The sequence below is a fragment of the Bacillus sp. AFS029637 genome (assembly GCF_002584985.1).
GTDB lineage: Bacteria > Bacillota > Bacilli > Bacillales > Bacillaceae_G > Bacillus_A.
The window spans coordinates 14,814-39,316 of record NZ_NUPZ01000054.1; the positions used below are offsets into that span (position 1 = coordinate 14,814).

Consider the following 24,503-nt stretch of genomic DNA (forward strand, 5'->3'; position numbering starts at 1 on the left):
GACACGTTTTTTCATTTTTTATTTTCATCCCTTGAACAAAATATAGAAGAAATTAAAATTGATTTTGTTATCCCCCTGTTAGCGACAACAAAATTCATCTTATGTGAAGTGAGGTGAAAAAGGTTCTCTTAACTGAGAACCTTTTTATTTATCTCCAACGCCATTCTATTTCATTTGAATCAAAATAGACAGCGGGTATTCCAATTCCCTCTAATTGATCATTTTTAGATACAAACCAATTGTTTTCATCCAATAGAATTGGATTTACATCATCTAAAGATGGATTATTTTCATCTACCATTTTGTTAAGAAACTCTTTGAAATCAGAAATATTATTAGTGAAGTTAATATCCCCATACATCCAAAAACCATCACCATTTGCATTTGAAATATCACCTAAATGTATGTCTTTAAAGTATAGTTTCATAGCGAATATCCCTCTCATTTCTTAATGTTAAAGTACTTACTAGGAATTTCCCCTCTTATAAGGTATTCAGTATCCCTTTTAGTCCAATTTAAAGCGAGATTTTTCCAATGATCTGTAGTTGCGGAATCTTGCTTTATTAAACGTTCTATTTGCTTAGGGCTCAAAATAGCAACGTCTGTTACTTCTCCTTCTCTAATACCCTTTCTTAAAGCAGGTAAGTCAATATCAATAATATTTTTACCATAATTGCTTGCAACTTCAGGATTTATTGAGAAACTAGTATAAGGGCTATTATGTTTTGCTCCCCTTCGATATCCACCTAAGATATGTTCAGTGACAGTTACTTGTCGGCCCTTATACATCCCTTCTTTATTTGCTGGAATTAAGTTTCCATTTGATTTGAACCATTTCTTTCCTCCCTTTTCCCAATTAAAATTATGAGATAAAAAGAAAAAAATGTAAACACAGAAATTTTAGATTAGTATAGTAATATTTATATAAAATAAAATCTGCTTAATTGTAAATAAAGCCTATGTATATGTGAAATAAAGAAGAGCCATCCTGTTTGCAGTGACCCCAAAAAGTTAGACACATTATTTCATTAGGCAGCTTCTTGGGCATGGGTCCGGTATTGTACCGGACTCATGCCTTTTAGTTTCCCCTTAATTCTTTTATGATTATATTATGCTATGTACTTTGCTAATTCTTGACTGTATTGTCATTAGCCATTCACCTCACAATATTTTCTACCATAAGGGCACCGTATACACTTAATATTTAAAATAGTTTCTAAATTACCAAAAAACAATTAGCGTATCCTTTTTTTACATAACAACCTTTCCCCCCTATAATGAAAGAGAATAAGATTCTTACTTTAATGGAGGAAATTAAAATGAAAGCAATTGGTTTACATGAATACTTACCTATTGAAGAAGAAAACAGTTTAATTGATGTGGAAATTGAAAGACCTGTTGCGACAGGAAGAGATATACTTGTTAAAATTAATGCGATTTCCGTTAATCCAGTTGATACAAAAGTTCGCTCTCCGAAAGATAAAAAAGAAAATGTAGCGAAAATACTTGGCTGGGATGCTAGTGGTGTTGTCGTACAAACTGGCGAAGGTTGTACATTATTTAAAGAAGGCGATGAAGTGTTTTACGCTGGAAGTATTACGAGACAAGGTACATATAGTGAATACCATTTAGTTGATGAAAGAATCGTTGGTAAAAAACCAAAAACTTTAAGCGATGCTGAATCTGCAGCAATTCCTTTAACAGCTATTACGGCGTGGGAAGGTTTATTCGAACGTTTAGGCATTGATTACGCTAAGAAAAGTGAAAATACATTTAAAAACATTTTAATTATCGGCGGAGCTGGTGGTGTAGGTTCAATCGCAATTCAGCTTGCGAAATGGGCTGGACTAAATGTTATCGCAACTGCTTCCCGCGGTGAAACGATAGACTGGGTTAAAAAGTTTGGTGCTGACCATACAATTAACCATCACAAACCGTTAAAAGATCAAATATTAGAACTTGGGCTAAAAGATGTCGATTACATCTTCTGCTTAAACAACACAGATCAACATTGGCAAGCAATATGTGACCTCATTAAGCCACAAGGTAAAATTTGCTCTATCGTAGAAAATGAGCACCCTCTTGAGATGGGTATTTTAAAAAGTAAAAGTGCTACATTCGTTTGGGAGTTTATGTTTACAAAAGCGATGTATGAAACTGGCGATATGATTACGCAGCACGAGTTATTAAACAAAGTGAGCGAATTATTAGATGAAGGTATCCTTCATACAACTTTAAACGATACGTTAACACCGATAAATGCAGAAAACCTTAGAAAGGCGCATGCATTACTTGAAGGTGGTCGTACAATTGGGAAGCTTGTATTAGAGAAATTTTAATAAAAAAAGTCCGATTTCCAGATAAGAAATCGGACTTTTTTTACTATCTTTATTTACTTGAAATTTCTTGATCATTTTGAACCTCTAACGGAGCTCGCTTCCCTATTCCGAAAGCATAGAAACTAATTGTAACGATAGCTAAGAATACAATACCTACAACTAGTGAAATGCGCGTATCATCGTTAAACCACATTCCGATTAATACCATAATTAAAAAGGCAATTGTTAAATAGTTTGTAACAGGAGCAAATGGCATTTTGAACGGATGATCTTTCATCGCTGCCCCTTTTTCTTTTCTAAAATTAATTTGACTAATTAAAATGACGAACCATGGTACCATACCAGGAAGTACACTCGCACTATATACATATACGAATAAGTTTTTCGGTGCAATGTAGCTTAAAACAACACCAACCGCTAAACCGATAATTACGCCAACTGTACCGAATAAAGGTACACCGTTTTTAGAAATTTTCGCAAAATATTTCGGTGCTTGTCCATTTACACCTAACGTATACAACATACGTCCCGCACTATAAATACCACTATTACAACCAGACATTGCCGCTGTAATAACAACGAAGTTAATAAGTCCTGCAGCAGCCGTAATACCAACCTTCGCAAAAGTTGCTACGAACGGGCTACCAATTGTACTTAATTGATCCCACGGATACACAGTTACAATAACGAAAATCGCACCGATGTAGAAAATTAAAATACGCCAAATTGTACTTTGAATCGCTCTTGTAAGTGTCTTCTTCGGATCCTTCGCTTCACCAGCAGTAATCCCGATTAATTCCACACCTTGATATGCTCCAACTACAAGTGATAAAGCAAAGAAGAATCCTGAAAAACCACCTGTAAAGAAACCGCCATTTGACCAAAGATTCGATATACCAATCGCTTCTCCGCCGTTACCAATTCCGAAGAAAATTAGGCCAAATCCCGCAATAATCATTAATAGAATTGTAACGATTTTAATCATCGCAAACCAAAATTCAAATTCACCAAATGACTTAACAGAAATTAAGTTAGCTGCACCAAGAATAACCATTGCGATAACACCTGGTATCCAAGCTGGTAGATCTGGGAACCAATACTGCATATACGCCCCAACTGCAATAATTTCTGACATTCCAACAATAACCCACTGGAACCAGTTACTCCACGCTGTCATATAACCAGCTAACGGGTGAATATACTTATGACCGAACGTCGCAAATGAGCCTGTACTTGGCTCCATATACAACATTTCTCCCATGGCACGCATGATGAAGAAGATAAAAATACCTGCAATTGCATAAGCAAGCATGACTGACGGACCTGTCCATTTAATCGTGCTGGCTGATCCCATAAACAAACCAACACCAATTGTTCCGCCTAAAGCTATCATTTGAATATGACGTGCTTCTAAACCTCTTTTCAATTCTTTGTTTGCCACTTCACTTCCCCCTCTTAGATGATTCATAGCCGCATTTAAAACACGATACTTTACCCTAATTCCTATTTGGTCTGAAAATGATGAAGCAAACGTCATCTTAAGATAGCTTTAAAGCTATCTTAAAATCGTTTATTTCCTCTTATAAAATTTCCAAAACCTCTCATTTTCCGATTTTCTATAAATCTGAAAATTTCTTACTTTATATTAATTTATTTATCTGAAAAATTCAATTATTTTTTCAATAAATTATTATTCATAAATCTAATTAATTTTTAACTAATTTAACAATAAAATACATCTATTCAATATGATTCCTGCACTAATATTATTACAATATAAATAACCGAGGAAAGTATATCTTCCTCGGTTTCATACTGCATGTACTTTAATATCTATATCTGATAACGTCATTTCTATTTCTACTAGCATTTTTAAATTTTATTTTCGCGGTTTCTAAACGCTCTGTTCATACATTGACAGCAGGATTTAATATATTAGTAAAATTATTTATCATTACATCCCCAATAAGTTCTTCTCCGCTTAATAATTCAACTTTCACATCCGAAAATTTTTTTGTATCTACTACTCTCTCTGTAAGCCCATAGTGTTCTTTCTTGTCCAATTGTGATATTTTATAATAACATATGACAGCTAGAGACATACATTTATTATAATCAATACCATTCAAAAAACGCCTCAATTCAAGGCATAACTCATTTATGTTATTCACCCTTTTCGTATAGAATTACAACTTATTATCCCTCTTATATTACCTATTGCAATACGATTTTCCACTTCATATTATCCACCTTAACTTGTCCGAGATTATTATTTCTCCAGTTTACATTATTTTTCAAAATATTATAATAAAATACACATATATATCATTTTATAAAGTAGAATGGTATGTTCGTACAGACAGATTTGTTGTAGAGGGGTTATTTAAAAGGGGGAATATATATGGACGAGAGAGAATATTGGCAAATAGCAGCTGGGGATGGCTCGATAGATCTACCGAAAATTTTCATAGAATTGAACGTAGCCTTATTAGGACCTGGTCAATTTGGAGACTTCTTTGATAATAAAAAAACATATGAAGAATATTCAGATGGACATCTCGTACAAAAGTTTGCAGAAGAGATACAGATCGGTGATGTATTAGTCATGAAGCACATTAAAGACTCCCATAAAAAGACCTGGGAGATTCAGGCTGTTGGAGTAGTAGAGGGTCCTTATAGATATGAGTCTATATTCAGCTCTATAACGCCTAGCAAGTGGAATGTGCAGCACTGCAGAAGGGTTGCTTGGAAAGTTCCAAAAGAACCCCTAATTGTTCAACGTGGAGGTGCCCCGATTAGATTGCAACGATTAAATGAAGGAAACCCTTTACGTGAAAAAGCTATCGAAGTAATTAATGGGAAAATTGAATGTAAATAATAACAACTTATAAATCACTCTATTAAATTAGGGCATTTCTTTTGCAATCACATCTAGTTATTAATCTAGAAATTCACGCAACAAGGAGTAGTGCTAGCGTAGCTAACGCCAGCTGAAAACTTATGAAAACAAAGAGGTCCAGCGATTCATCACTGGACTTCCTCTTTATTTTCTAACAATACTTCCTTATCAAAACGCACAAATTTACTCTGTACTTCCATTCCAGCTGCTTCATATACGCGAGGTGCACCTGTAATATTTTCAGAATCTACATTTAGATGGACCTTTGAAATCCCTTCTTCATATAATTGACCGAATGCATGATGTAACAACGCTAATCCCAATCCTTGTTTCCGCTTAGAACGCCTTACACCTAAATGAGTAATTTCAGCTTTATTGTCAGCACCCTTTTTACTAAAGATAAAACCAACTACTTCATCATCAAGCATGGCTAGTGACCATAGTGTAGGATGAAACCCATCTCTTTCTGTACGCTGCAAAAACTCTTCTAACGTAGAAGATTGCGAATTCCAGTGGTCTGCAAAGGCTTCATTAAAAGCTTGATGTAATCTCTCATCATCCACACCAGGTATGTAATGTCGCACTGTAACACCATTTCGCCATATTGGTGTTGGAACACTTTCCTTTAATTCAATCCCCATTCCCCACCAAATACGAGTTGGAATAAACCTAGCTTCCCCTAACACTTTTTCCTCATAGAAATTATTTGCTTGTGTTATAATCGTGCCATTCGAGCAAGACGAATTACTAACAAGATCTGTAGCACGCTCTTCAAGCTTTGACCATATTACTTGTTCGATGCCTTGATTCATATAATTAGGATGAATAAGTACAGCAGATGGAAACTGCCCTTCATTCCCTGTCAAAATTCCGTATCCGATTATTTCTTCTCCATTCATAACAACATAAGAGCTTTTACCAACATCAATACCTTTCCATGAATTAGTTATATCCTCTATCGTTGTATCAATTTCACCGTACATAGCTTGATCATAAATTGTACATAGTTTGAAAATTTGTTGTAGATCTTCTTTTGAGGTTGCTTTAATATTTATACCATTCATATAGTACTATCCCCCTGACTTTGAGTTAATTAAATTTTATTATTATTTTAATAATCAGTAAATAAAGAATATTATTTCAGATCCAAACATAACGTGGCGTCTATATCCATCTACACCTTCACGAAGAATCGTTTGAATTTCTAATATTTATACTCTTACATAGAAAAAGCGCNNGCGCTTTTTCTATGTAAGAGCTACTAGAAGATATCCTTCTAGCCTACTCCCATTTATAAGTCCAAAATTGTTCAAGTTGCAACCATTTTAATGTTGCTGCATCTTTATTTTTTATTTTTGCATGCGTTTCTTCAAGCATCGCTTCTGTTTGTGAACGGTGCGCACCTAGTGCAGCTAATTTATGCTCGAATACTTCACTAATATTATTTACAACATCCGGCTCACCTAGTACAGCTTCGCGATTTTTTGTAATCGCAACCGCATGAATAACTGGACGTTCTTCTTTTGACATACGTGATACGGCGCGAACTACAGCGCGGCCAAATGCATCATGATCCGGATGTACGCCGTGCTCTGGATAAAATGTAATAATTCGAGATGGATTTACTTCTTGAATGATCGCTTCAATTTTATCTGCAACGAAATCAACATCTTCAAATTCTAACGTTTTATCATGGAAACCAAGCATTCTTAAATCTTTGATTCCCATCGCTTCACATGCATCTTTTAATTCTTTTTCTCGGATATTTGGAATCGTTTCACGGTTAGCGAATACATTTTTCCCCATGTTACGTCCCATTTGCCCAAGAGTACCACATGCATACGTTACAGGTACTCCTTGGTCTGTTAATAAGCGAATTGTTCCTCCCGCAGCAAATGCTTCATCATCTGGATGCGGAAATACAACAAGTACATGTCTCTCCATAAGTTTCCCTCCTTCTTACTTAAATGGCGTTAAGCTTAACTCAAGCGCTACCGCTAAGCGACCTTGATTATCGTGCCCTGCTAGTAATAAACGCTCTTGACCGTCTACTTCCCAGTGCGTAATACCTTCTGCATACACCCAACCATGATCCATCTTTAGACCAACTCGGTATGGGTTTGTTCCAGTAATCTTCCCGCGTTCAAAGCGAATAATTGCATTTCGAATGAATGCTCCAACTGTCATCATCTTTTCATTAAAGTGTGACGCATACGCTCCGTTCGTCGTTTCTAAATGAATATATACATCTTTATTTACAAAACGTTCAATTTCATTTTGAATAAGAGAACTATCTTTTACTATTTCCATCGGAATTCACCTCTTTAAACCATTTTACGCAAAAATAATGTAAATTGCTATCTCTATATTAGAGGACAACGCTCACTTTTCCTAATAATTTGCACTGTGTTTTTTATATTTTTTATATCATATGTAAAAAATACATTTTTTCCTTCACTTTGTTAATTAGTTTTCTTTCTTTTTTGAATTTGCTACAATATAAATTATGCAGAGGGATGCATTTTTACAATTGAATACATACTTTAAAGAAGGTGACACGATTGGAACAATCAGCACATGAAGTAGCAAATTGGCAATATTATTTTGCAATTGCCGTATTTTTAGTCACGTACGGATTTATTATTTCTGAGAAATTGAATCGTGCTGTAATCGCACTATTCGGTGCTGCTATTATGGTTATTTTTGGAGTTGTAGATTTACATACTGCTTTCACATCACATATTCAATGGGAAACGATTACCCTTTTAATCGGGATGATGATTCTCGTACATATTACGAGTCAATCAGGCGTCTTTGAATTTGTAGCCATTAAAGCGGCAAAAGCAGCTGGTGGAAAACCGATTCGCATTTTATTATTACTCTCCCTATTAACTGCTGTCGGTTCTGCATTTTTGGACAACGTAACGACCGTCTTATTAATCGTACCTGTTACATTATCCATTACACGTATTTTAAAAGTTAATCCTGTTCCTTATTTGATTTCAGAAGTACTATTTTCAAATATAGGCGGAACAGCAACATTAATCGGTGATCCACCTAACATTATGATTGGATCAGCAAATAAGCATTTAGATTTCAATGCCTTTTTACTTAACTTAGCTCCTATCGTAATTATTATTTCTATCGTAACACTTGGCATTATTTACTTCATGTATCGTAACAAACTAAAAACAACGCCTGAGCAAATTAAATTGTTAATGGCATTAAATGAAAAAGATTATATTAAAGATCGAAGTCTCCTTTTAAAATCGATTACGATTTTAGGACTAACTATTTTAGGCTTTGTACTTCATTCGATTATTCATGTAGATGCTGCGGTTATTGCGATGACAGGTGCTACACTTCTTATGTTAATCGGCGTGAAAGAACATGAGATAGAAGATATATTTGCTCACGTTGAATGGGTAACCATTTTCTTCTTCGCCGGACTATTCGTTCTCGTTGGCGGGTTAATTGACATCGGACTCATTTCTTCTCTTGCACAACAAGTACTTGACGTAACAAATGGCGACATCGGTTTCGCTGCGATACTTATCCTATGGGTATCCGGCATCGCATCTGCGACAATTGACAACATCCCATTTGTCGCGACAATGATCCCTCTTATTCAAGATTTAGCTACAGGACTCGGACTATCTGTCGATTCTCCGCAAATCGAAGTACTATGGTGGGCGTTATCACTTGGAGCTTGCTTAGGAGGAAACGGAACATTAATCGGAGCATCAGCAAACGTAGTCGTTGCTGGTATTGCGAAACGTGAAGGACATGCTTTCTCTTATATGGACTTCTTAAAAATTGGTTTACCATTAACAATCATTGCATTATTATTATCACATGCTTATATATATTTACGTTACTTAATGTAGAGGTTATGGTGTGTGAAATTATATCGACGATTTTTAAAATATATCGATCGTTCCTTCGAATATATCAACAATTTTCTAAATATACCGGCGATTCGACAGAGAATATCGACTTACCGACAAATAATGACACCGAAAAAGGTATGCAGCGCTAAACTGCATACCTTTTTTCATCACCAAAATATCCCTATAATTGCTAAACCACCTAAAATCATACCACCAATTTGTCCGACGATTGTTGGAGATAATTGAACACCTTTTCTCACTTCAACAACCGGTCTTTCGTGCCTTAGTTGCTGTACTTCACTTTGAAGTTGGTGTACACTTCCATGCAATTCTTTAATTAGTTCTTTTAATTCAGCGACCTCTTCATTTACTGGTTTTGATTTTTCTAAGTTCATCTCACATAACTCCTTATAAATGCAATTAGTTCACTGTAAAAATTCGCCAATTAATATTATATCTCCTGCATATTACATGTGTAATATTGAATGTACTTTCTAATCTTGCAGCATAATCCATTCATCCCGCAATATCCCCATAATGATACGATCAAAACACTTCCCATCTCTTTGCACTGCTTCCCTCATACACCCTTCCATCTGAAAGCCCATTTTTTTATACAATGCAATAGCTGCTTTATTATACGAAATGACATCAAGACCAACGCGGTGTAAATTCATTTCATAGAAGGCATACTTTAAAATAAGTTGTATTGCTTCCTTCCCGTATCCTTTTCCTCTATCATTTACATCTCCTATACCAATTGCTAACAAACCCGTTCTGTTATTCCACTCTACGCCATGGATTGCCACAAAACCAATTAAGCGATCATCTTGAACTGTCCTTAACATGAAAGAAACACTATTTGATTTTCGCCCCTTTAATAGTCTGTCACTCGCTATTTCATGTAACGATTGCGGGAATGCCAAATCTGTATCTATATTTCTTAAATATTCACTATCCTCTTGCCACGTAGCCATTACTTTCGCATCCGTTTCTCTCATAACTGATAATGTAATAGCTTTATTTTGAAAAAGATTCATTGTCATTTCAAACTCCCCCTTTATTAAATAACGGGGATAATTATTCTAGCCTATTTATCCCCTTGTTCCATAAACTGCTTTATAAACGGGATACTTACAATAAGCGCTGACATTGGCACAACTCCCTCTCATTAAATTAACTTCATTTTACATTTTTATGCTTTTTCAAACAAACTAATTATAGTTCTCTATTATTTAGAACTATAGTATACTTAATTATTCTTCAGATTATTCAATCAAAAAGAACTTACAGAAGGTGACACAATGTTTTATGTAAAACAACTACTCTATTTTACTTACGAACAAGCATTATCTTGCTTATTCCCAGTCGTTATTTTCTTGACACTAGCCCTTTCAAAAATCATTTCTATTCCAGGGTTATATCGCTATGATTTAATACTCATCGTATGTCTTCTTATGCAGTGGATTATGTACAAGACTGGACTTGAGACGAAAGACGAATTAAAAGTAATTACTGTCTTTCACCTCATCGGGCTTTTTCTAGAAATATATAAAGTTCATTTCGGTTCATGGAGTTATCCTGAAGAGGCGTATTCAAAAGTGTTCGGAGTTCCACTTTACAGCGGTTTTATGTATGCGAGTGTCGCAAGTTACATATGCCAAGCGTGGAGAAGATTGCATTTACAAATGTATCATTGGCCTAAAGCTATTTTTGCCATACCGTTAGGCGCTATGATTTACTTTAATTTTTTTACACATCATTTTCTATATGACTTTCGATGGGTATTAACTTTACTATTATTCATTGTTTTCTTTCACACATTTGTGGAATTTTCATTACAAGGCGTTACATATAAAATGCCGCTCGTTCTCTCCTTTTTTCTTATTGGTTTCTTCATTTGGATTGCAGAGAACATCGCAACATTTTTCGGAGCATGGCAATATCCAAATCAACAGGAAGCATGGAACCTCGTTCATCTTAGTAAAATTAGCTCATAGTTTTTACTCGTTGTCATTAGTATTATGATTGTTACACAGTTAAAACATTTGAAGGAGTCAAAAGGATAATGCTAATGATGTTAAAGCATTATCCTTAATTCATTTACTCTATTTGCTCAATAAAAAAACGAAATCCATCTAGGATTTCGTTTTTTTTACTAAAGAGCCTTAATAATACGTTCCATCGCCTTCATTTGCCCAATATGATCCGCTTCATGATAAAGCATCATACCGTAAAGCTCCCCTACTGTTTCCAATCCTAGGAATGGTTCTGGAAGTTTGTTTTCAAATGCTTCTGCTGGAATTTCGTTAATACGCTTTGCTTGTTCTTTTAATTGAGCCGTTAACACTTCTAATGATGGTCCTTCTTTTTCCCATTTAGATGGTCTTGATCCATATCCAAACATACCTGGATATTCAGTTGGTAATTGTTTAAATTCTCTTCCAAACATAAAAGTTTCTGCTGCCGTTAACACATGACCAATATGCCAGCGAATTGTATTGTTAAAGCCATCCGGCTGCGTATCCACAGTTTTATCATCTAACGTTTCCATAAATTTCAGTAATGCCCCGCGCGTTAATTCAAATTGTTTTAAACCAACTGTTCTATTCATTTTATCGTTCCCCTTTTTATGTACAATTTATTATGAACTAATAATGTTCCACTTATTATAACCTCACCTTGTTTAATCTATCAGAAACAATTAAGAAATACACCTAATATGCTTAGTAAAAATAATTAAAAGGTTCATCCCTCGTAAATATAGAATTACTTACTACACTGATATTTCAGCAAACAAAAGAGGAGTGTAATCGCATGTTACATGTTTTAAAACAACAATATAACCTTATTCGTTCTACAAGAGAAACCCTATTTACGTTTTTGGAAGAAATCCCACTAGAAAAATTACATAACACAATTCCGAATTTCGGAAGCGGTAGCATTATAAAAACTCATATTCATGTAGCCGATTGCTATCGATACTGGCTCGGATCATTCGCATTCAAACAAAAACGAGCAGATTTTTCATTTGCTAGTGATTATGAAATTGAGCATGCAGATGTCGAAAAGGTTCGTGCTAGGTTTAAGTTAGTAGATGAGGTTGCACTACGTTTTTTAGATGAATACAATGACCGGTGGCTCGAAAATATAGCAAATGAAGTGAAATGGCAAAAAGAACCTTGGGGCACAACTCCACTATGGCTTTTAACTCATACGGAGACACATGAGTTTCATCATAAAGGGCAAATTGTATCTATGGCTCGTCACCTTGGATATACTCCTCCTGACACAGATCTTATTTAATTCTATAGTCACAGATTATCGAAAAGATTAAAATAAATATAGGTTGAGCATGTTTTGAAAACCAATCAAAACATGCTCTTGAAATATGCCATCTAAAAACTTTTATAATATCATCAATACCAAATAGTCTCAGCATAATTATATGCATCACTATTCGGAATGGCATGTTTCCCTTGCGCTTGCGCCTTTCTTGGATCTAAATCATATACCATTGGCGTATAGCATGATGTTTGCCCTTTATTTACAACACCATTTCCTCCAGCACTTCCGCAAGTATATGCCTTTCCATCTGTTTTTCTAACGATTCTTGCATCAGCTTCGTTATTATAAACTGCTGGGCGGGTTACAGTAACTTTTGCCCATGCTGTCTTACACGTCGTGCTAAATTTTAATTCCACATAAGAATTTGAATCAATCCATTTCTTTTCTTTCGTTACTGCTGATTGATCACAACTATTGTAATACGGACTTTTCCCATCATACGAATGGTCTTCCGCATACGCTTTATCTCTATTAGTTGTGCTAAACATACTAGTTACAACGAGTAAAGATAGCAATAAACATGCACTTGCCTTTTTTACAAGTTTCATATCATTTCACTCCTTTATTAATAACGTGCTGTTTTCCCGTAACCGTTATTAAACGTAACCGCTTCAGCATCTGCTGTGTATCCGAAATCTGCAGTTAAATCAAATACCATTCCTGTATACGTGCTCGTTTGACCTGTTTTTATTGTGCCGTTCCCCTGATTAGAAGTAACTGATTTTTGGAATACACCATTTTTGTATTTATTCACAACAGCGTACGCATACACCCCTCCCGAAACAGCTGGTGCTGGTTGATCTAACACAAACTTAGCCCATGCAGCATGACATTTATTGCTGTAACGTAAATACACTGTCCCTACTTTTTTACTACCTTCGTAAACTGCTGTAGACTTCGCATTAAAACCATCTGCATCACACGTTGTACTTCCCCCGTATACTTTCGTTGTTGCTGGATTTTTCCCGTCATAATAACTACTTAAATCAGTAGCTGCAAATGTACTTCCTTGAAAACTAAATAATACTCCTACACTCCCTACACTTAACACACACACTTTCATTAGCTTTTTTAACATTCTCAATCTCCTCCCTCAAAATAAGTACGTATAATAAAGACAAGTTATCCCCTATGTAAGCCCTCCTTTCATGCTTCCTAGAGGCATCTTACAGAAACAAATAAACGTTGTAAATTCCCTTATGATTATTGGAATATACGAAGAAATTTACTTATCCGTCTAAGAAAAAAAGTTGAGAAATACACATTTTATAGCATTCTTTATTTAAAACATAAAAGAACCGATACTTGTTTCATTCAAGCATCGGTTCTTTATACAAAATTGCCATTTTTTCTTTTATATAAAATAAATATTTCTCCACTTAATCCGTTGTAAAAAACTCCCTTGTTACATCAATAAATTGTTGCAACGGCGTTGTCATCCATTTATCTTTATGCCAAGCAATTTGTGTGAAAATTGGATTGATAGTATTTTCTAGATGTAACTCTTTTATCGTTCCCTCTCGTATATCTTTTTCTACTACTATTGCGGGCAAAACTGCTATACCTAAATCCGCAATGACACATTGTTTAATTGCCTCGACACTAACAAACTCAATCTTATTTGCTGGATACACATCTTCTGTACGAAATAACTCTTCAAATAAAGTCCGATATGAGCACCCTAGTTCTGTTAACAAAAGTGTTTCCTTCTCTAAATCTTTTATAGAAACGGAAGTTTGCTCGAGTAAATGATGCCCTGGGGCAGCTACTACTTTTAATTCTTCTTTCATAAGCGGCTCCACATGTAAAACATCTTCCGTTTTACATTCATCCAAAATAAATGCAAGATCTACTTTGCCCTCCATCAATTGTTCCTTCGCATCTTTATTGGACTGCGCTGGTTTAAATATAAGTTTTATCTGGGGAAACTGTGCCTTAAACCTCTTTAATATAGAAGGAAGCCTATATGTACACTGACTTTCTTGCGCACCAATTATTAACGTACCTGCTATTTCTTCATCATCTTTCACAGCCATTTTTGCTTCATTACTAAGTGCAATCATCTTATCGGCATATAGTTGAAACTTCCTTCCTGCTTCAGTTAAGAAAAGTCGTTTTCCTAATCTCTCAAATAACGGCGTACCGAGCTCAGCTTCTAACGTTTTAATTTGCGCCGTTACGCTCGATTGAGCAAAATTTAATTTCTTCGCAGTTTGTGTAAAATTTAAAGTATCTGCAGCTACTTTAAATGTAATTAACTGTTTTATCTCCATTTGCTATCCCCTCTAATCGATATTTCCGATTGATTCCATCGAAATAATCCTCTTTTTCTATTGATATTAGTATTGTATGATAAAGAACATCTACAAACAATATTAATGGAGGTATTCCATATGAAAGCACTTTGTTTCGAAACATTCGGAGACGCTAATGTACTACAATATAAAGAACTAAAGGATCCAATTATAAATCCAAATGAAATTCTTGTCCGCACAAAAGCAATCGGTTTAAACTTTGCCGATATTTATAGACGCCGCGGTGATTATCATCTCGCTGGAAATCCACCTTATGTATTAGGTTATGAAGGCGCTGGTATTGTTGAAAAGGTAGGAGCTAACGTTACGACTCTCAATGCTGGAGACCGTATTGCATTTGCTGATGTCCCATTTGCAAATGCAGAATTAGTTGCCGTTCCATCAGAAAAAGCAATCCCACTTCCAAATTCTATCTCTTTTGAAACAGCCGCTTCAGTTTTATTGCAAGGTCTAACAGCACATTATTTAACGAAAGATAGCTATCAAATAAAACAAGGTGATATAGCTTTAGTACACGCTGCCGCTGGTGGTGTTGGTCAACTACTTATTCAAATGATTAAACTACAGGGCGGAACAGTAATTGGTCTAACATCATCAAAAGAAAAAGCACAGGTAGCTACGTTAGCTGGTGCCGATCACGTATTTTTATATACTGAATCATGGCCTACGAAAGTACTTGAAATAACAAATGGTACGGGAGTAAATGTTGTATATGAATCAGTAGGTTCTACACTTGAGGAAAGTTTTAACGCTACTAAAATTGGTGGTACTGTCGTATTTTTCGGAATGGCTGGCGGTAATCCTGCGCCCGTTGATCCACGTATGCTTATGGATACTTCAAAAACTTTAACTGGCGGCGACCTTTGGAACGTGCTTACTACTTTCGAAGAACGTAAACAGCGTTCTACTCAATTATTTGATTGGATCGCTAGTGGAAAATTAAACATCGCGAGTCCTACTACATTCTCTTTACAAGACGGTGCCCGTGCCCATGAATTATTAGAGAGCAGAAAAAGTACAGGGAAGATTTTATTAATCCCGTAATCGTTCCAATTAAAAAAGGAAGCTAGATTTCTCTACCTTCCTTTTCTTATTTCTATATGTGATTTTTTATATTTCCACACTTGCTTTCCCTTTTGCAACGTAATTCATATCTCCAACCGACTCGACGATGTATTCCCCATCTTTATATACAATTTTCGTTACACTTGCATTTTCTACTCCAAGTTTTGTTTTACTACTGTCTATCATTTCTATTAATGCAGTTATCATAAGTCCATGAACGACAACTAAAACGTTACCGCCGCCATCTTTAGCAGACTCTTCACTAATTTTATCAATCTCTGCTTTTATACGAGTAGAAAATAATTCCCAATCTTCCGCCTGTTTCGTAGGATCTGCTGCTCTAATAAGATCAATAACTTCCTGAATAGAAAACTTCATAAGTTCTTCTGGTGATGAAACGCCTGCAGCTTTTCCAACCACATCCCACATATTTTCAAGTTTTTCACCTTCAAAAATACCGAAATTTAATTCTCGTAAATCTTTTCTTTTCTCAAGTTTCAATTTTGACTGCTCACTATATTTTAATACTAAATTAGCAGTTTCAATCGCGCGGCCGCTATCACTACTATACGCATTCGTAAAATGAATATCTTTTAATCCTGTTCCTAAATTTGTGGCAACTTCCACACCTTTTTCTACTAATGGAGAATCTGCCCAACCTTGCGCGCGATGATTCGTATTTAATATTGTTTTACCGTGTCTTGTAACATATAACGTAACTACATTCTCATTGCTATTTGTTTCTCGCTTATTCATTCTCTTCTCTCCCTTTACATTTCTATATCAATTTTACCATCTTAATTATTCATTGAGCAAAATATACGTAACTGGATTTACTTAATAAAAAAACGCTACCTTTCTGTATATCCCAACAAAAAGATAGCGTTTTTTATGATACATTTCTTAACCGATACTTCTACTCAGCAAAAGCACTCGAATATTGTACAATCCCTTCTACACCTTGCAGAGCATCCCCTCTTAATTCCATCGCCATAAACACTTCATCAGGCACTTCAAATGGTGCCTTTATATTCCACTCACTTGCTTTCTTAAAACCGAATCTTGGATAATACTCTGGATGTCCTAACACAACAACTGATCCATATCCAAGTTCTTTCGCTTTTTCTAAAGCAGCCGCGATAAGCTTTCCGCCAATTCCTTTTTTCTGATGGCCCCTAGCAACTGAAACTGGTGCAAGTGCTAACGAATCTACAGAAGTCCCATCCTGTTCTATCGTAATTTTCGATAACATAATGTGACCAACGATTTCCTCATCTATAGCAACGATAGATAACTCCGGAATAAACGCGTCACATTCTCTAATACGTTTTACAAGTTCGTGTTCTTTTTTATCACTAAATTCTTCATGTAAAAATGCTTGTTGTACAACTTCTTCTGTTTTTCTATAATCATTTTTTTGCTCTTGTCTGATTGTTACCATTTTAATTTATCCTCTATTCTTTTTTATTTCTTTTTGAATTTTACGAAGCGCTTTTTTCGATCCGCGCTCCATGTCGTGTTGCATTTTTCTTTCTTTATAATCGACAAATAGTGTATTTAAATCGTATCCCTCTGGGTATAATTCCTTTGCTGCTACCTCTAAAGTAATACGTTTTACATTTACTTCAACGAATTCACCGTTATAATATACAACGACGTTATAGAAATTATCTATTTCCTTATAGATGATACCAAAATCATCATGATCCAATAAATTTACACGGTCACCGATTTTGTACTCATAATGATTTTCTCTTTTTTCCTGCACAAATTTCGGTTTTCTAATTTTACTTTCATTCACTTTTTCTAGAGCGTACTCTTTATTCCCCATATACTCTTTCGCTCTTTGCAGTACACGCTCTCTTACGTTCATTTTATTTGCAATCCAAAGTGCATTACTTTCCCCTGATTTACCGATTACTAATTTATAAAGCGGCTCTAATGTTTCACTATTGAATTGCATCGCTGCATTCATAAAGTCATCATGCATTTCTGAGAATCGTTTAATTTCTCCGTAATGCGTACTCGCAACTGTAATACATCCCGCTAGGTACAACTCTTCTAAAATAGAAATCGCAAGTGCTGCGCCTTCATTCGGTTCTGTACCACTTCCTATTTCATCAAACAATAGAAGCGTATTATTATTTGACATTCTCATAATCTCAGATAGATTTTTCATATGAGATGAGAATGTACTTAGTGCATTTTCGATACTTTGATTATCACCAATATCTACAAACACCTTTTCAAAAATAGCAATTTCCGTTTCTTTATCTCCAGCAATATGAAGGCCTGACATTGTCGCTAATGTTAGTAATCCAATTGTTTTTAGCACAATTGTTTTACCACCCGCATTCGGCCCTGTAATAATTAAACTACGGTATTCTTGACCGATTTCAAAGTTTAACGGTACAACTTCCCCTGTTAAAAGCGGGTGCTTACAATTCACTAAATGAATGTAGCCATGATCGTTTAACTTCGGTTCTATTCCATCAATTGATTTACTAAACTTCGCTTTCGCAAATACCATATCATACTGGCTAATAAGTTCCATATTAATTTTTATATGATAAATATTTTCTACTACCATTCCTGATAACGTCGCTAAAATTTGATACTCTTCCATTGCTTCTTCTGCTTTCAAACCTGCTAGTTCTGCATTCAGCTTTGTAACGGTATGCGGTTCTATAAATACAGTAGAACCTTTTGCCGAGGCTTCAACAATACTTCCAGCAACTTGGTTTTTATAAGAAGATTTAATTGGAATCGTATAGCGATCATCCTTTTTACTAATAAAGAATTCTTGAATATACTTCTTATTTGCACTGCTATTTAAAAACTTCGTTAAACGTTCTTTTATTTTCCCATCTACAGCATCGATATTATTTCGAATTCTTTTTAGCTCTTTACTAGCAGCTGCATCGATGCTATTTCCTTTAATTGAAAAGTTAATTTCCTCTTCAATACTTTTAAACTCGCTCATTGAATTTGCATAAGAAGCTAATACTGGCGCAAAGAATTCTTTATCTAACATAAAATTTTTAATCTTTCTACATCCACGTAAAAAGTCTGAAACACTTACTAATTCTTCTGAATCTAAAATCATCCCTTTTTCTAGTTTTTGAATTGTACTAGCAATATTTGAAATGCCGAAGAAAGGAACATGCCCTTCTGCATCTAATATAGCTCGTGCTTCGGTTGTTTCATTTAATCGATTCCTTACTACTTTTATACTCGTACTCGGTTCTAATTTATTTAATAATTCTTTCCCTAATCCACTTACACAATAAGATTTCACTATATCCTTTAATTCGTTATATTGTAACTTTTCAAAAGTCATCGTATTCATTTTTGTTTCTCCTCACTTTGATTGATTTTCATCAAAAATGAAGATACCTACTCATTAGGTTCCAATGAGCTCTACATTAATCAATTACCATTTTTATACATTAAAAACATATACAAAAAAGCTGCGGGGATACCGCAGCTTTTACATTTACAAGGCATGTGTAATAACGTATGAGAAAATAAGCCACCTAAAAAGTATATGGCATTCCTCTTATTACACGCTTTATAAAGTATTGTAGGTATCTTCATAGGTATCGAAATAAATCCATGACAAAGTTAGGGGTATGATATACATAAAAATCCCCTGATCTTATCCGATTTATTTCATTAAATTTTTCCTATTTAGTACCTACCGCACTCACAAAAAGCACCTCTCATTAATTTATATTATAGTCATTGAAATCTAATTTACTGAAATCATCATACTATATGTATAGCTAGAAGTAAAGGTGTCATACTTTAGTCGTACGCACATATGCAGATGTTTCCCCTTGCAATATTAGATACAATATATATAAATCGTTTAACGGAGGGGTTTCCATGACAGACTTTCAAAAACAGTTTTTCGCACGATTACATATAGAAGAAAAAGAAACAATTTCATTTGAGGATTTACCTTACATCATGCAAGCAATGGCACAAACTGTTCCATTTGAAAACTTAAATGTTCTCGAAAAGAACTTTAAAGAAATATCAAAAAAAAATGTAAAAGAAAAAATTTTAATAAACAACCGTGGCGGTCTTTGTTATGAATTAAATCCTACTATGTATTACTTCCTTAAAGACTCTAGATTCGATGTTCATATCGTCTCAGGAACAGTGTATAATGCAGCAAATTCTATATGGGCTGTTGATTCTGGACATATTGCAACTGTTTTAAAATATCAGGATGCATTTTATTTAATTGAAGTTGGTTTCGGATCATACTTACCTCTTGCGCCTGTCCCTTTCTCTGGTGAAGTTGTTCACTCTGTTACAGGAGATTATCGTATTCGTAAAGAAACGACTGAAAAAGGAAATTACATGTTAGAAATGCGTAAAAACAATGAGTTTTTAGATCAATCTTCTGCTGATGATTGGACGTTAGGCTATGCATTTTATTCAGATGCAGTAAATGAAGAAAAAGCAAATGCAGCACAAAAAATTATCGTTGAACATGAAGGTTCACCATTTAATAAAATGCCTCTTATTGTAAAACTTACAGAAGATGGGCATGCCTCTTTAACGAAAGATAGTCTTACAGTAACGAAAAACGGCAAAAAAACGAAAGAAACAGTTACAGACGAACAATATGCAAACCTTTTACATTCGAAATTTGGAATTACATTATAACCTTTAAGCATCGCCACTTTTGGCGATGCTTTTCAATTTCCAGCAGGGATTTTTTGCAATTTGTTGTATTTCATAGTTATATAGGAATATAACTACATATGTAGAAAGGGAATGATTATGATAGAACTTACAGATCGATTAAACGTACCTGATAGTGAAAAATGGAACTTAACTGATATATACGACACACTTGAAGATTGGGAAAATGATTATAAAAAAATAGATTTATTAACAAACGAACTAAAAGAATTTAACGGCAACATTCACGACGGCAATCGTTTACTATCTTATTTAACGAAGAGTGAAGAAGTATCTAGCATATTATCTTTAATGTTTGCTTACGCACGATTACAATCTGACCTAGATACACGTGATACGAACTCCCAATCACTCGTTGATAAAGTATCACAATTACATGTGAAAGTCAGTGCAGCTAAATCATTCTTCTCTCCATTCTTACTTAGCATCGATGAAAACACATTACATACTTACATAGAAGAAACAGAAGGCTTGCAATATTACAAAGAAGATTTATTTGAATTGTACCGCTATAAAAAACACGTATTAAATAAGGATCAGGAAGAAATTTTATCACAAATGGGTGAAGCACTTTCTTCTCCGCAGCACACATTTGGTATGTTAAATAATGCAGATATTATTTTTGGTGAAGTGACGACTGATAATGGTGAGAAAGTAAACTTAACACGCGGAATGTATGCAAAATTAATAGAAGATGAGAATCGCGATAAGCGAAAAGAAGCGTATAAAGCGTATTACAAACCGTATGTTCAATTAAAGAACTCCATCGCTTCTACTTTATCTGCTGCAATTAAAAATAACGTTACTGTTTCAAAGCTAAGAAAGTATCCATCTGCTTTAGAGAAATCATTATTCGGTGATATGGTTCCGAAAGAAGTATATGACAATTTAATTGATACCACGAAGAAAAACATTCAATCTTTACACACATATAATGAACTTCGAAAAGAAAAATTAAATGTAGACGAACTAAGACAATACGACTTAAGCGTCGATTTAGTAACGGGTGTGAAACAAGAAATTCCATATGACGAAGCATTTGATATTATGATTGCATCACTTGCTCCTTTAGGAGAAGAATATATTGAAACATTAAAAAGCTTTAAAGATAAACGATATATAGATGTGAGAGAAACGCCTGGAAAACGTTCTGGTGCTTATAACTTTGGTGTATATGGCGTTCATCCTTTCATTCTTTTAAATCATCACGATGATTTAAATAGCCTGTTCACTCTTACTCACGAGTGTGGTCACGGTATGCATACGCATTATTCGCACGGATACCAACCAAGAATTTCTGCACACTATTCCATCTTTGTTGCAGAAGTCGCTTCTACAGTAAATGAAGTGTTATTAATCCATTATTTATTAAAAGAAGCGAAAGAAACGAACGTGCGTAATCATTTAATTAACTACTTTATCGATAGCTTTAAAGGTACTTTCTTTACACAAATTATGTTTGCAGAATTTGAAAAAATTACACATGAAATGGCTGAGCAAGGTAAACCATTAAACGAACAAATCTTCAGTGAAATCTATGAAAATCTATTTAGAGAATATAATGGTGATTCACTTGTATTTGATGAAGAAGTAAAATACGGATGGTCTAGAATTCCTCATTTCTATCGTCCATTTTACGTGTACAAATACGCAACCGGATTTGCCTCTGCCATTCAAATCGCCGATAAATTGTTAAGCGATGATCCAAATGCACAGAAAAACTATATCGAATTCCTTAAAGGCGGGAGTTCAGATTATCCACTAAATCTACTGAAAAAAGCTGGCGTCGATTTAACTACACCAGAACCGATTGAAAGTGCATTAAATCGTTTTAGTGAACTTGTTGAAGAATTTTCAGCATTGTAGAAAAAAGCATGCAGAATATATAATCTGCGTGCTTTTTTATTGAAATCACTTTATCCTATATGTTGCTGCGTCACACAGTGAATCATGCCACCATACGCATACAATTCATTAATATATATACCAACAATATTCTCATTCTATTTTCGAAACTAAAAAACATATTTGTGTTACATACTCCTCTACTAAACAATCACATTCAGGTCCCTTTATATAGACTTCATATGGAGGACTTTTCATTATATAGCCATTCCTTTCGACCCACTCTTCTAATGCCATATATGCATAACCTATATAGTCATAGCTACCATAATGTATAGTAGTAACGAATTGATGCTGATTTAACTTTTTTATTTCGCACTCTTGTATTACGTCTTTATAGTCTCCATCCATAATCGGTATTCTTAATTCAATATCACTGTGACTCGCCATATACTCTTCATCATAAAAAACGCTAGAAGGAGAACCGACTATTTGTAAGTTATTTTGTTGTACTTTTTCATATAAGTCATAAAAATAATCATCCATCTCATCTATATCTATTTGTAATCGTTGAGCAATTACTGTTATTCCATTTCTCATTCCAATTAATATGTCGTAATTTCTATGGCGAGCAATATTTAAAGCCGTACTCATATTGACCATTTCATTCATTTCAGAAATAACCTGTAAATTTTGTTTCACCTCGTGGGACAACTCTACAATTTGCTCTTGCATATGTTGAATAAAGGAATCTTGATCTGATGACTGCAGAATGGCTTTAATTTTCGGCAAAGGAAACTTGTACTCCCTGAGCTTTTTAATTTTCAACGCTATCGCTAGCTGTCCTTGCTCATAATATCTATATCCATTCACTGGATTTACATATGCTGGTTTCAATATTTCCTCTTTATCATAATGTCTTAACATCCGTGTACTCATTTTACAAATCCGCGAAAATTCAGTAATTGTATACATATAAATACCCCTTGGCTACATTTTCTTATAAGCTTATTTCTTAAAACCAATCAAAAAACTTTCTAATTGAAGAACCTTCATTCTGATTGTTTAATCTTTTCATTTTTGAAGGTAACAAATGACTCGGACAATACCATGTTAAACAATTTATTGCGCCTCCCATAGTCGATATTTCTCCTACATGAATTTGAATAACTTGTTTCTCCGTATACTGTTGAATATATCGTAATACTTCCCCATCTTTAGCTAATCCAAACTTAGGAACATAAATTGCGTCACATGTTTCCAACATATTTATATATAAGCCTTTTGCCGATGCTATTTCTTGATCATATTGCCCTTTCTCTGTGTATGACGAAGGAACAACTATAAATTCAGCTTCTGGCATTTGCTCTTGAATAATCTCTTGAACATGATATCTGAATTCATGATCCCCTAGAAAATCACTAATAAACATTGTATGTTCATCAATAAATTTAACCATTCCGTCTGCGTGCGCAAGTACATCTCCTTCTTCAGCAGGAATAATAATAACCCGGCTCACATCTAAATCCCACTCTAATTGCTCAATAATTTCCTCTTCTGTCCAATCATCGTTATCATCAAATATGCGTTCTGTTAAAATAACAGTATCTTTTTTATTCCAAATAAGATTACCACCGTCCAATATTAATGGTGATTTCACATACTCAAAGTCGTTCTTGTTCAACCATTTATTAAATTGTTGATCTAAATATCGTCCTTGATCCTCTGGCAAATAATTTGGTCGATATTTAAATTTAATAAGATGATTCGTTACAACTGGCGCAACATCTCTTAACCAAATATCATCATACTCAAAAAAGCTCGTATGGAATTCTTGTTCTTCAACTGATAAAGAAATAAGCTGGTCTGTAACCCCCTTTTTCCCATTTAAATTTTCATTAAAATAAATAAGTTCTTCATAAAACGGTTCATAATATTCATTTGATTCATCTGGTATCGCAGTAAAAATAATTCCCTTTTGTTCCATATATTTTACCTCGCTTTTTTTATAATAATTGAGTAGCCGATTTAAAAACGCCCGCTCTTCCTCAATACTTTTCATTACAATTTTTAAAACGTGCAC

Annotated in this window: 25 protein-coding genes and 2 pseudogenes; 8 read left to right on the top strand and 19 right to left on the bottom strand. The window is 34.6% G+C overall.

Annotated features, from left to right (window positions below; translation table 11 throughout):
• Nucleotides 1-148: 148 nt before the first annotated feature.
• The 3 genes and pseudogenes from COE49_RS25625 to COE49_RS27430 all read right to left on the bottom strand — a co-directional run.
• Nucleotides 149-427: a hypothetical protein gene (locus COE49_RS25625; protein ID WP_016126853.1), complete on the bottom strand. Its 279-nt coding sequence runs from the start codon at nt 425-427 to the stop codon at nt 149-151.
• A gap of 14 nt (nt 428-441) precedes the next feature.
• Nucleotides 442-789 (bottom strand): hypothetical protein, encoded by a 348-nt coding sequence (locus COE49_RS25630; protein ID WP_240522845.1) that lies wholly within the window; start codon nt 787-789, stop codon nt 442-444.
• 239 nt (nt 790-1,028) lie between these two features.
• A pseudogene (locus COE49_RS27430) lies at nt 1,029-1,142 on the bottom strand (IS3 family transposase); the annotation flags it as partial.
• A 177-nt stretch (nt 1,143-1,319) separates the two neighbouring features.
• Here COE49_RS27430 and COE49_RS25635 point away from each other — a divergent pair.
• Entirely contained in the window at nt 1,320-2,339 is a 1,020-nt protein-coding gene (locus tag COE49_RS25635; protein WP_088229796.1) for a zinc-binding alcohol dehydrogenase family protein, read from the top strand.
• Between the two features lie 49 nt (nt 2,340-2,388).
• On the opposite strand, the gene COE49_RS25640 is transcribed toward COE49_RS25635, so the two are convergent.
• Nucleotides 2,389-3,780 (bottom strand): amino acid permease, encoded by a 1,392-nt coding sequence (locus COE49_RS25640; protein ID WP_140417290.1) that lies wholly within the window; start codon nt 3,778-3,780, stop codon nt 2,389-2,391.
• Between the two features lie 466 nt (nt 3,781-4,246).
• Nucleotides 4,247-4,468 carry a hypothetical protein gene (locus tag COE49_RS25645; RefSeq protein ID WP_141524763.1) on the bottom strand — a complete coding sequence of 74 codons (222 nt, stop codon included), beginning with the start codon at nt 4,466-4,468 and terminating at the stop codon, nt 4,247-4,249.
• 272 nt (nt 4,469-4,740) lie between these two features.
• Here COE49_RS25645 and COE49_RS25650 point away from each other — a divergent pair, with 272 nt between their 5' ends.
• Nucleotides 4,741-5,217 carry a hypothetical protein gene (locus COE49_RS25650; protein WP_098252722.1) on the top strand — a complete coding sequence of 159 codons (477 nt, stop codon included), beginning with the start codon at nt 4,741-4,743 and terminating at the stop codon, nt 5,215-5,217.
• A 149-nt stretch (nt 5,218-5,366) separates the two neighbouring features.
• Here COE49_RS25650 and COE49_RS25655 read toward each other — a convergent pair whose 3' ends face one another.
• The 3 genes from COE49_RS25655 to COE49_RS25665 form a co-directional block, all read right to left on the bottom strand.
• Nucleotides 5,367-6,302: a GNAT family N-acetyltransferase gene (locus COE49_RS25655; protein WP_098946147.1), complete on the bottom strand. Its 936-nt coding sequence runs from the start codon at nt 6,300-6,302 to the stop codon at nt 5,367-5,369.
• Nucleotides 6,303-6,519: 217 nt separating this feature from the next.
• Nucleotides 6,520-7,182, bottom strand: coding sequence for a bacillithiol biosynthesis deacetylase BshB2 (gene bshB2, locus COE49_RS25660; RefSeq protein ID WP_000439461.1), 663 nt, complete (start codon nt 7,180-7,182; stop codon nt 6,520-6,522).
• A gap of 15 nt (nt 7,183-7,197) precedes the next feature.
• Nucleotides 7,198-7,548, bottom strand: coding sequence for a YojF family protein (locus tag COE49_RS25665; RefSeq protein WP_000407040.1), 351 nt, complete (start codon nt 7,546-7,548; stop codon nt 7,198-7,200).
• Nucleotides 7,549-7,799: 251 nt separating this feature from the next.
• Between COE49_RS25665 and COE49_RS25670 the strand changes: the two genes are divergently transcribed.
• Nucleotides 7,800-9,125 carry an ArsB/NhaD family transporter gene (locus COE49_RS25670; RefSeq protein ID WP_088229798.1) on the top strand — a complete coding sequence of 442 codons (1,326 nt, stop codon included), beginning with the start codon at nt 7,800-7,802 and terminating at the stop codon, nt 9,123-9,125.
• Between the two features lie 170 nt (nt 9,126-9,295).
• On the opposite strand, the gene COE49_RS25675 is transcribed toward COE49_RS25670, so the two are convergent.
• Together COE49_RS25675 and COE49_RS25680 are read right to left on the bottom strand one after the other, a co-directional pair.
• Complete coding sequence (locus COE49_RS25675) at nt 9,296-9,523, bottom strand: coiled-coil domain-containing protein (protein WP_001047525.1); 228 nt, start codon at nt 9,521-9,523, stop codon at nt 9,296-9,298.
• A gap of 99 nt (nt 9,524-9,622) precedes the next feature.
• On the bottom strand, nt 9,623-10,174 hold the full coding sequence (locus COE49_RS25680) for a GNAT family N-acetyltransferase (protein WP_088229799.1): 552 nt from the start codon (nt 10,172-10,174) through the stop codon (nt 9,623-9,625).
• Between the two features lie 258 nt (nt 10,175-10,432).
• Here COE49_RS25680 and COE49_RS25685 point away from each other — a divergent pair.
• A pseudogene (locus COE49_RS25685) lies at nt 10,433-11,197 on the top strand (DUF817 domain-containing protein).
• Nucleotides 11,198-11,286: 89 nt separating this feature from the next.
• Here COE49_RS25685 and COE49_RS25690 read toward each other — a convergent pair.
• A complete protein-coding gene (locus tag COE49_RS25690; protein ID WP_098357618.1) occupies nt 11,287-11,742 on the bottom strand; it encodes a DinB family protein in 456 nt (151 codons plus the stop codon).
• A gap of 203 nt (nt 11,743-11,945) precedes the next feature.
• On the opposite strand from COE49_RS25690, the gene COE49_RS25695 reads away from it, so the two are divergent.
• Entirely contained in the window at nt 11,946-12,434 is a 489-nt protein-coding gene (locus COE49_RS25695) for a DinB family protein (protein ID WP_098357617.1), read from the top strand.
• A gap of 113 nt (nt 12,435-12,547) precedes the next feature.
• Here the strand turns inward: COE49_RS25695 and COE49_RS25700 are convergent, their stop codons facing one another.
• The 3 genes from COE49_RS25700 to COE49_RS25710 all read right to left on the bottom strand — a co-directional run bounded on the left by COE49_RS25700 (nt 12,548) and on the right by COE49_RS25710 (nt 14,749).
• Nucleotides 12,548-13,024, bottom strand: coding sequence for a DUF2690 domain-containing protein (locus COE49_RS25700; RefSeq protein ID WP_088229803.1), 477 nt, complete (start codon nt 13,022-13,024; stop codon nt 12,548-12,550).
• 17 nt (nt 13,025-13,041) lie between these two features.
• Nucleotides 13,042-13,554 (bottom strand): YjfA family protein, encoded by a 513-nt coding sequence (locus COE49_RS25705; RefSeq protein ID WP_088229804.1) that lies wholly within the window; start codon nt 13,552-13,554, stop codon nt 13,042-13,044.
• Between the two features lie 301 nt (nt 13,555-13,855).
• Nucleotides 13,856-14,749: a LysR family transcriptional regulator gene (locus COE49_RS25710; protein ID WP_088229805.1), complete on the bottom strand. Its 894-nt coding sequence runs from the start codon at nt 14,747-14,749 to the stop codon at nt 13,856-13,858.
• Between the two features lie 120 nt (nt 14,750-14,869).
• On the opposite strand from COE49_RS25710, the gene COE49_RS25715 reads away from it, so the two are divergent.
• A complete protein-coding gene (locus tag COE49_RS25715) occupies nt 14,870-15,835 on the top strand; it encodes a quinone oxidoreductase family protein (protein ID WP_088229806.1) in 966 nt (321 codons plus the stop codon).
• A 66-nt stretch (nt 15,836-15,901) separates the two neighbouring features.
• Here COE49_RS25715 and COE49_RS25720 read toward each other — a convergent pair whose 3' ends face one another.
• The 3 genes from COE49_RS25720 to COE49_RS25730 form a co-directional block, all read right to left on the bottom strand.
• Nucleotides 15,902-16,612: a histidine phosphatase family protein gene (locus tag COE49_RS25720; RefSeq protein WP_098252719.1), complete on the bottom strand. Its 711-nt coding sequence runs from the start codon at nt 16,610-16,612 to the stop codon at nt 15,902-15,904.
• Nucleotides 16,613-16,772: 160 nt separating this feature from the next.
• Nucleotides 16,773-17,297, bottom strand: a complete 525-nt coding sequence (locus COE49_RS25725) for a GNAT family N-acetyltransferase (protein ID WP_088229808.1) — start codon at nt 17,295-17,297, stop codon at nt 16,773-16,775.
• Between the two features lie 6 nt (nt 17,298-17,303).
• Nucleotides 17,304-19,205 (bottom strand): endonuclease MutS2, encoded by a 1,902-nt coding sequence (locus tag COE49_RS25730; RefSeq protein WP_098252718.1) that lies wholly within the window; start codon nt 19,203-19,205, stop codon nt 17,304-17,306.
• Nucleotides 19,206-19,744: 539 nt separating this feature from the next.
• On the opposite strand from COE49_RS25730, the gene COE49_RS25735 reads away from it, so the two are divergent.
• Nucleotides 19,745-20,536 carry an arylamine N-acetyltransferase family protein gene (locus COE49_RS25735; RefSeq protein ID WP_088229810.1) on the top strand — a complete coding sequence of 264 codons (792 nt, stop codon included), beginning with the start codon at nt 19,745-19,747 and terminating at the stop codon, nt 20,534-20,536.
• A gap of 117 nt (nt 20,537-20,653) precedes the next feature.
• Complete coding sequence (gene pepF / locus COE49_RS25740; protein WP_098841002.1) at nt 20,654-22,441, top strand: oligoendopeptidase F; 1,788 nt, start codon at nt 20,654-20,656, stop codon at nt 22,439-22,441.
• Nucleotides 22,442-22,573: 132 nt separating this feature from the next.
• Here the strand turns inward: pepF and COE49_RS25745 are convergent, their stop codons facing one another.
• Both COE49_RS25745 and COE49_RS25750 read right to left on the bottom strand, forming a co-directional pair.
• Entirely contained in the window at nt 22,574-23,395 is an 822-nt protein-coding gene (locus COE49_RS25745; RefSeq protein WP_098946148.1) for a MerR family transcriptional regulator, read from the bottom strand.
• Between the two features lie 40 nt (nt 23,396-23,435).
• On the bottom strand, nt 23,436-24,503 hold the full coding sequence (locus tag COE49_RS25750) for an agmatine deiminase family protein (protein WP_432264454.1): 1,068 nt from the start codon (nt 24,501-24,503) through the stop codon (nt 23,436-23,438).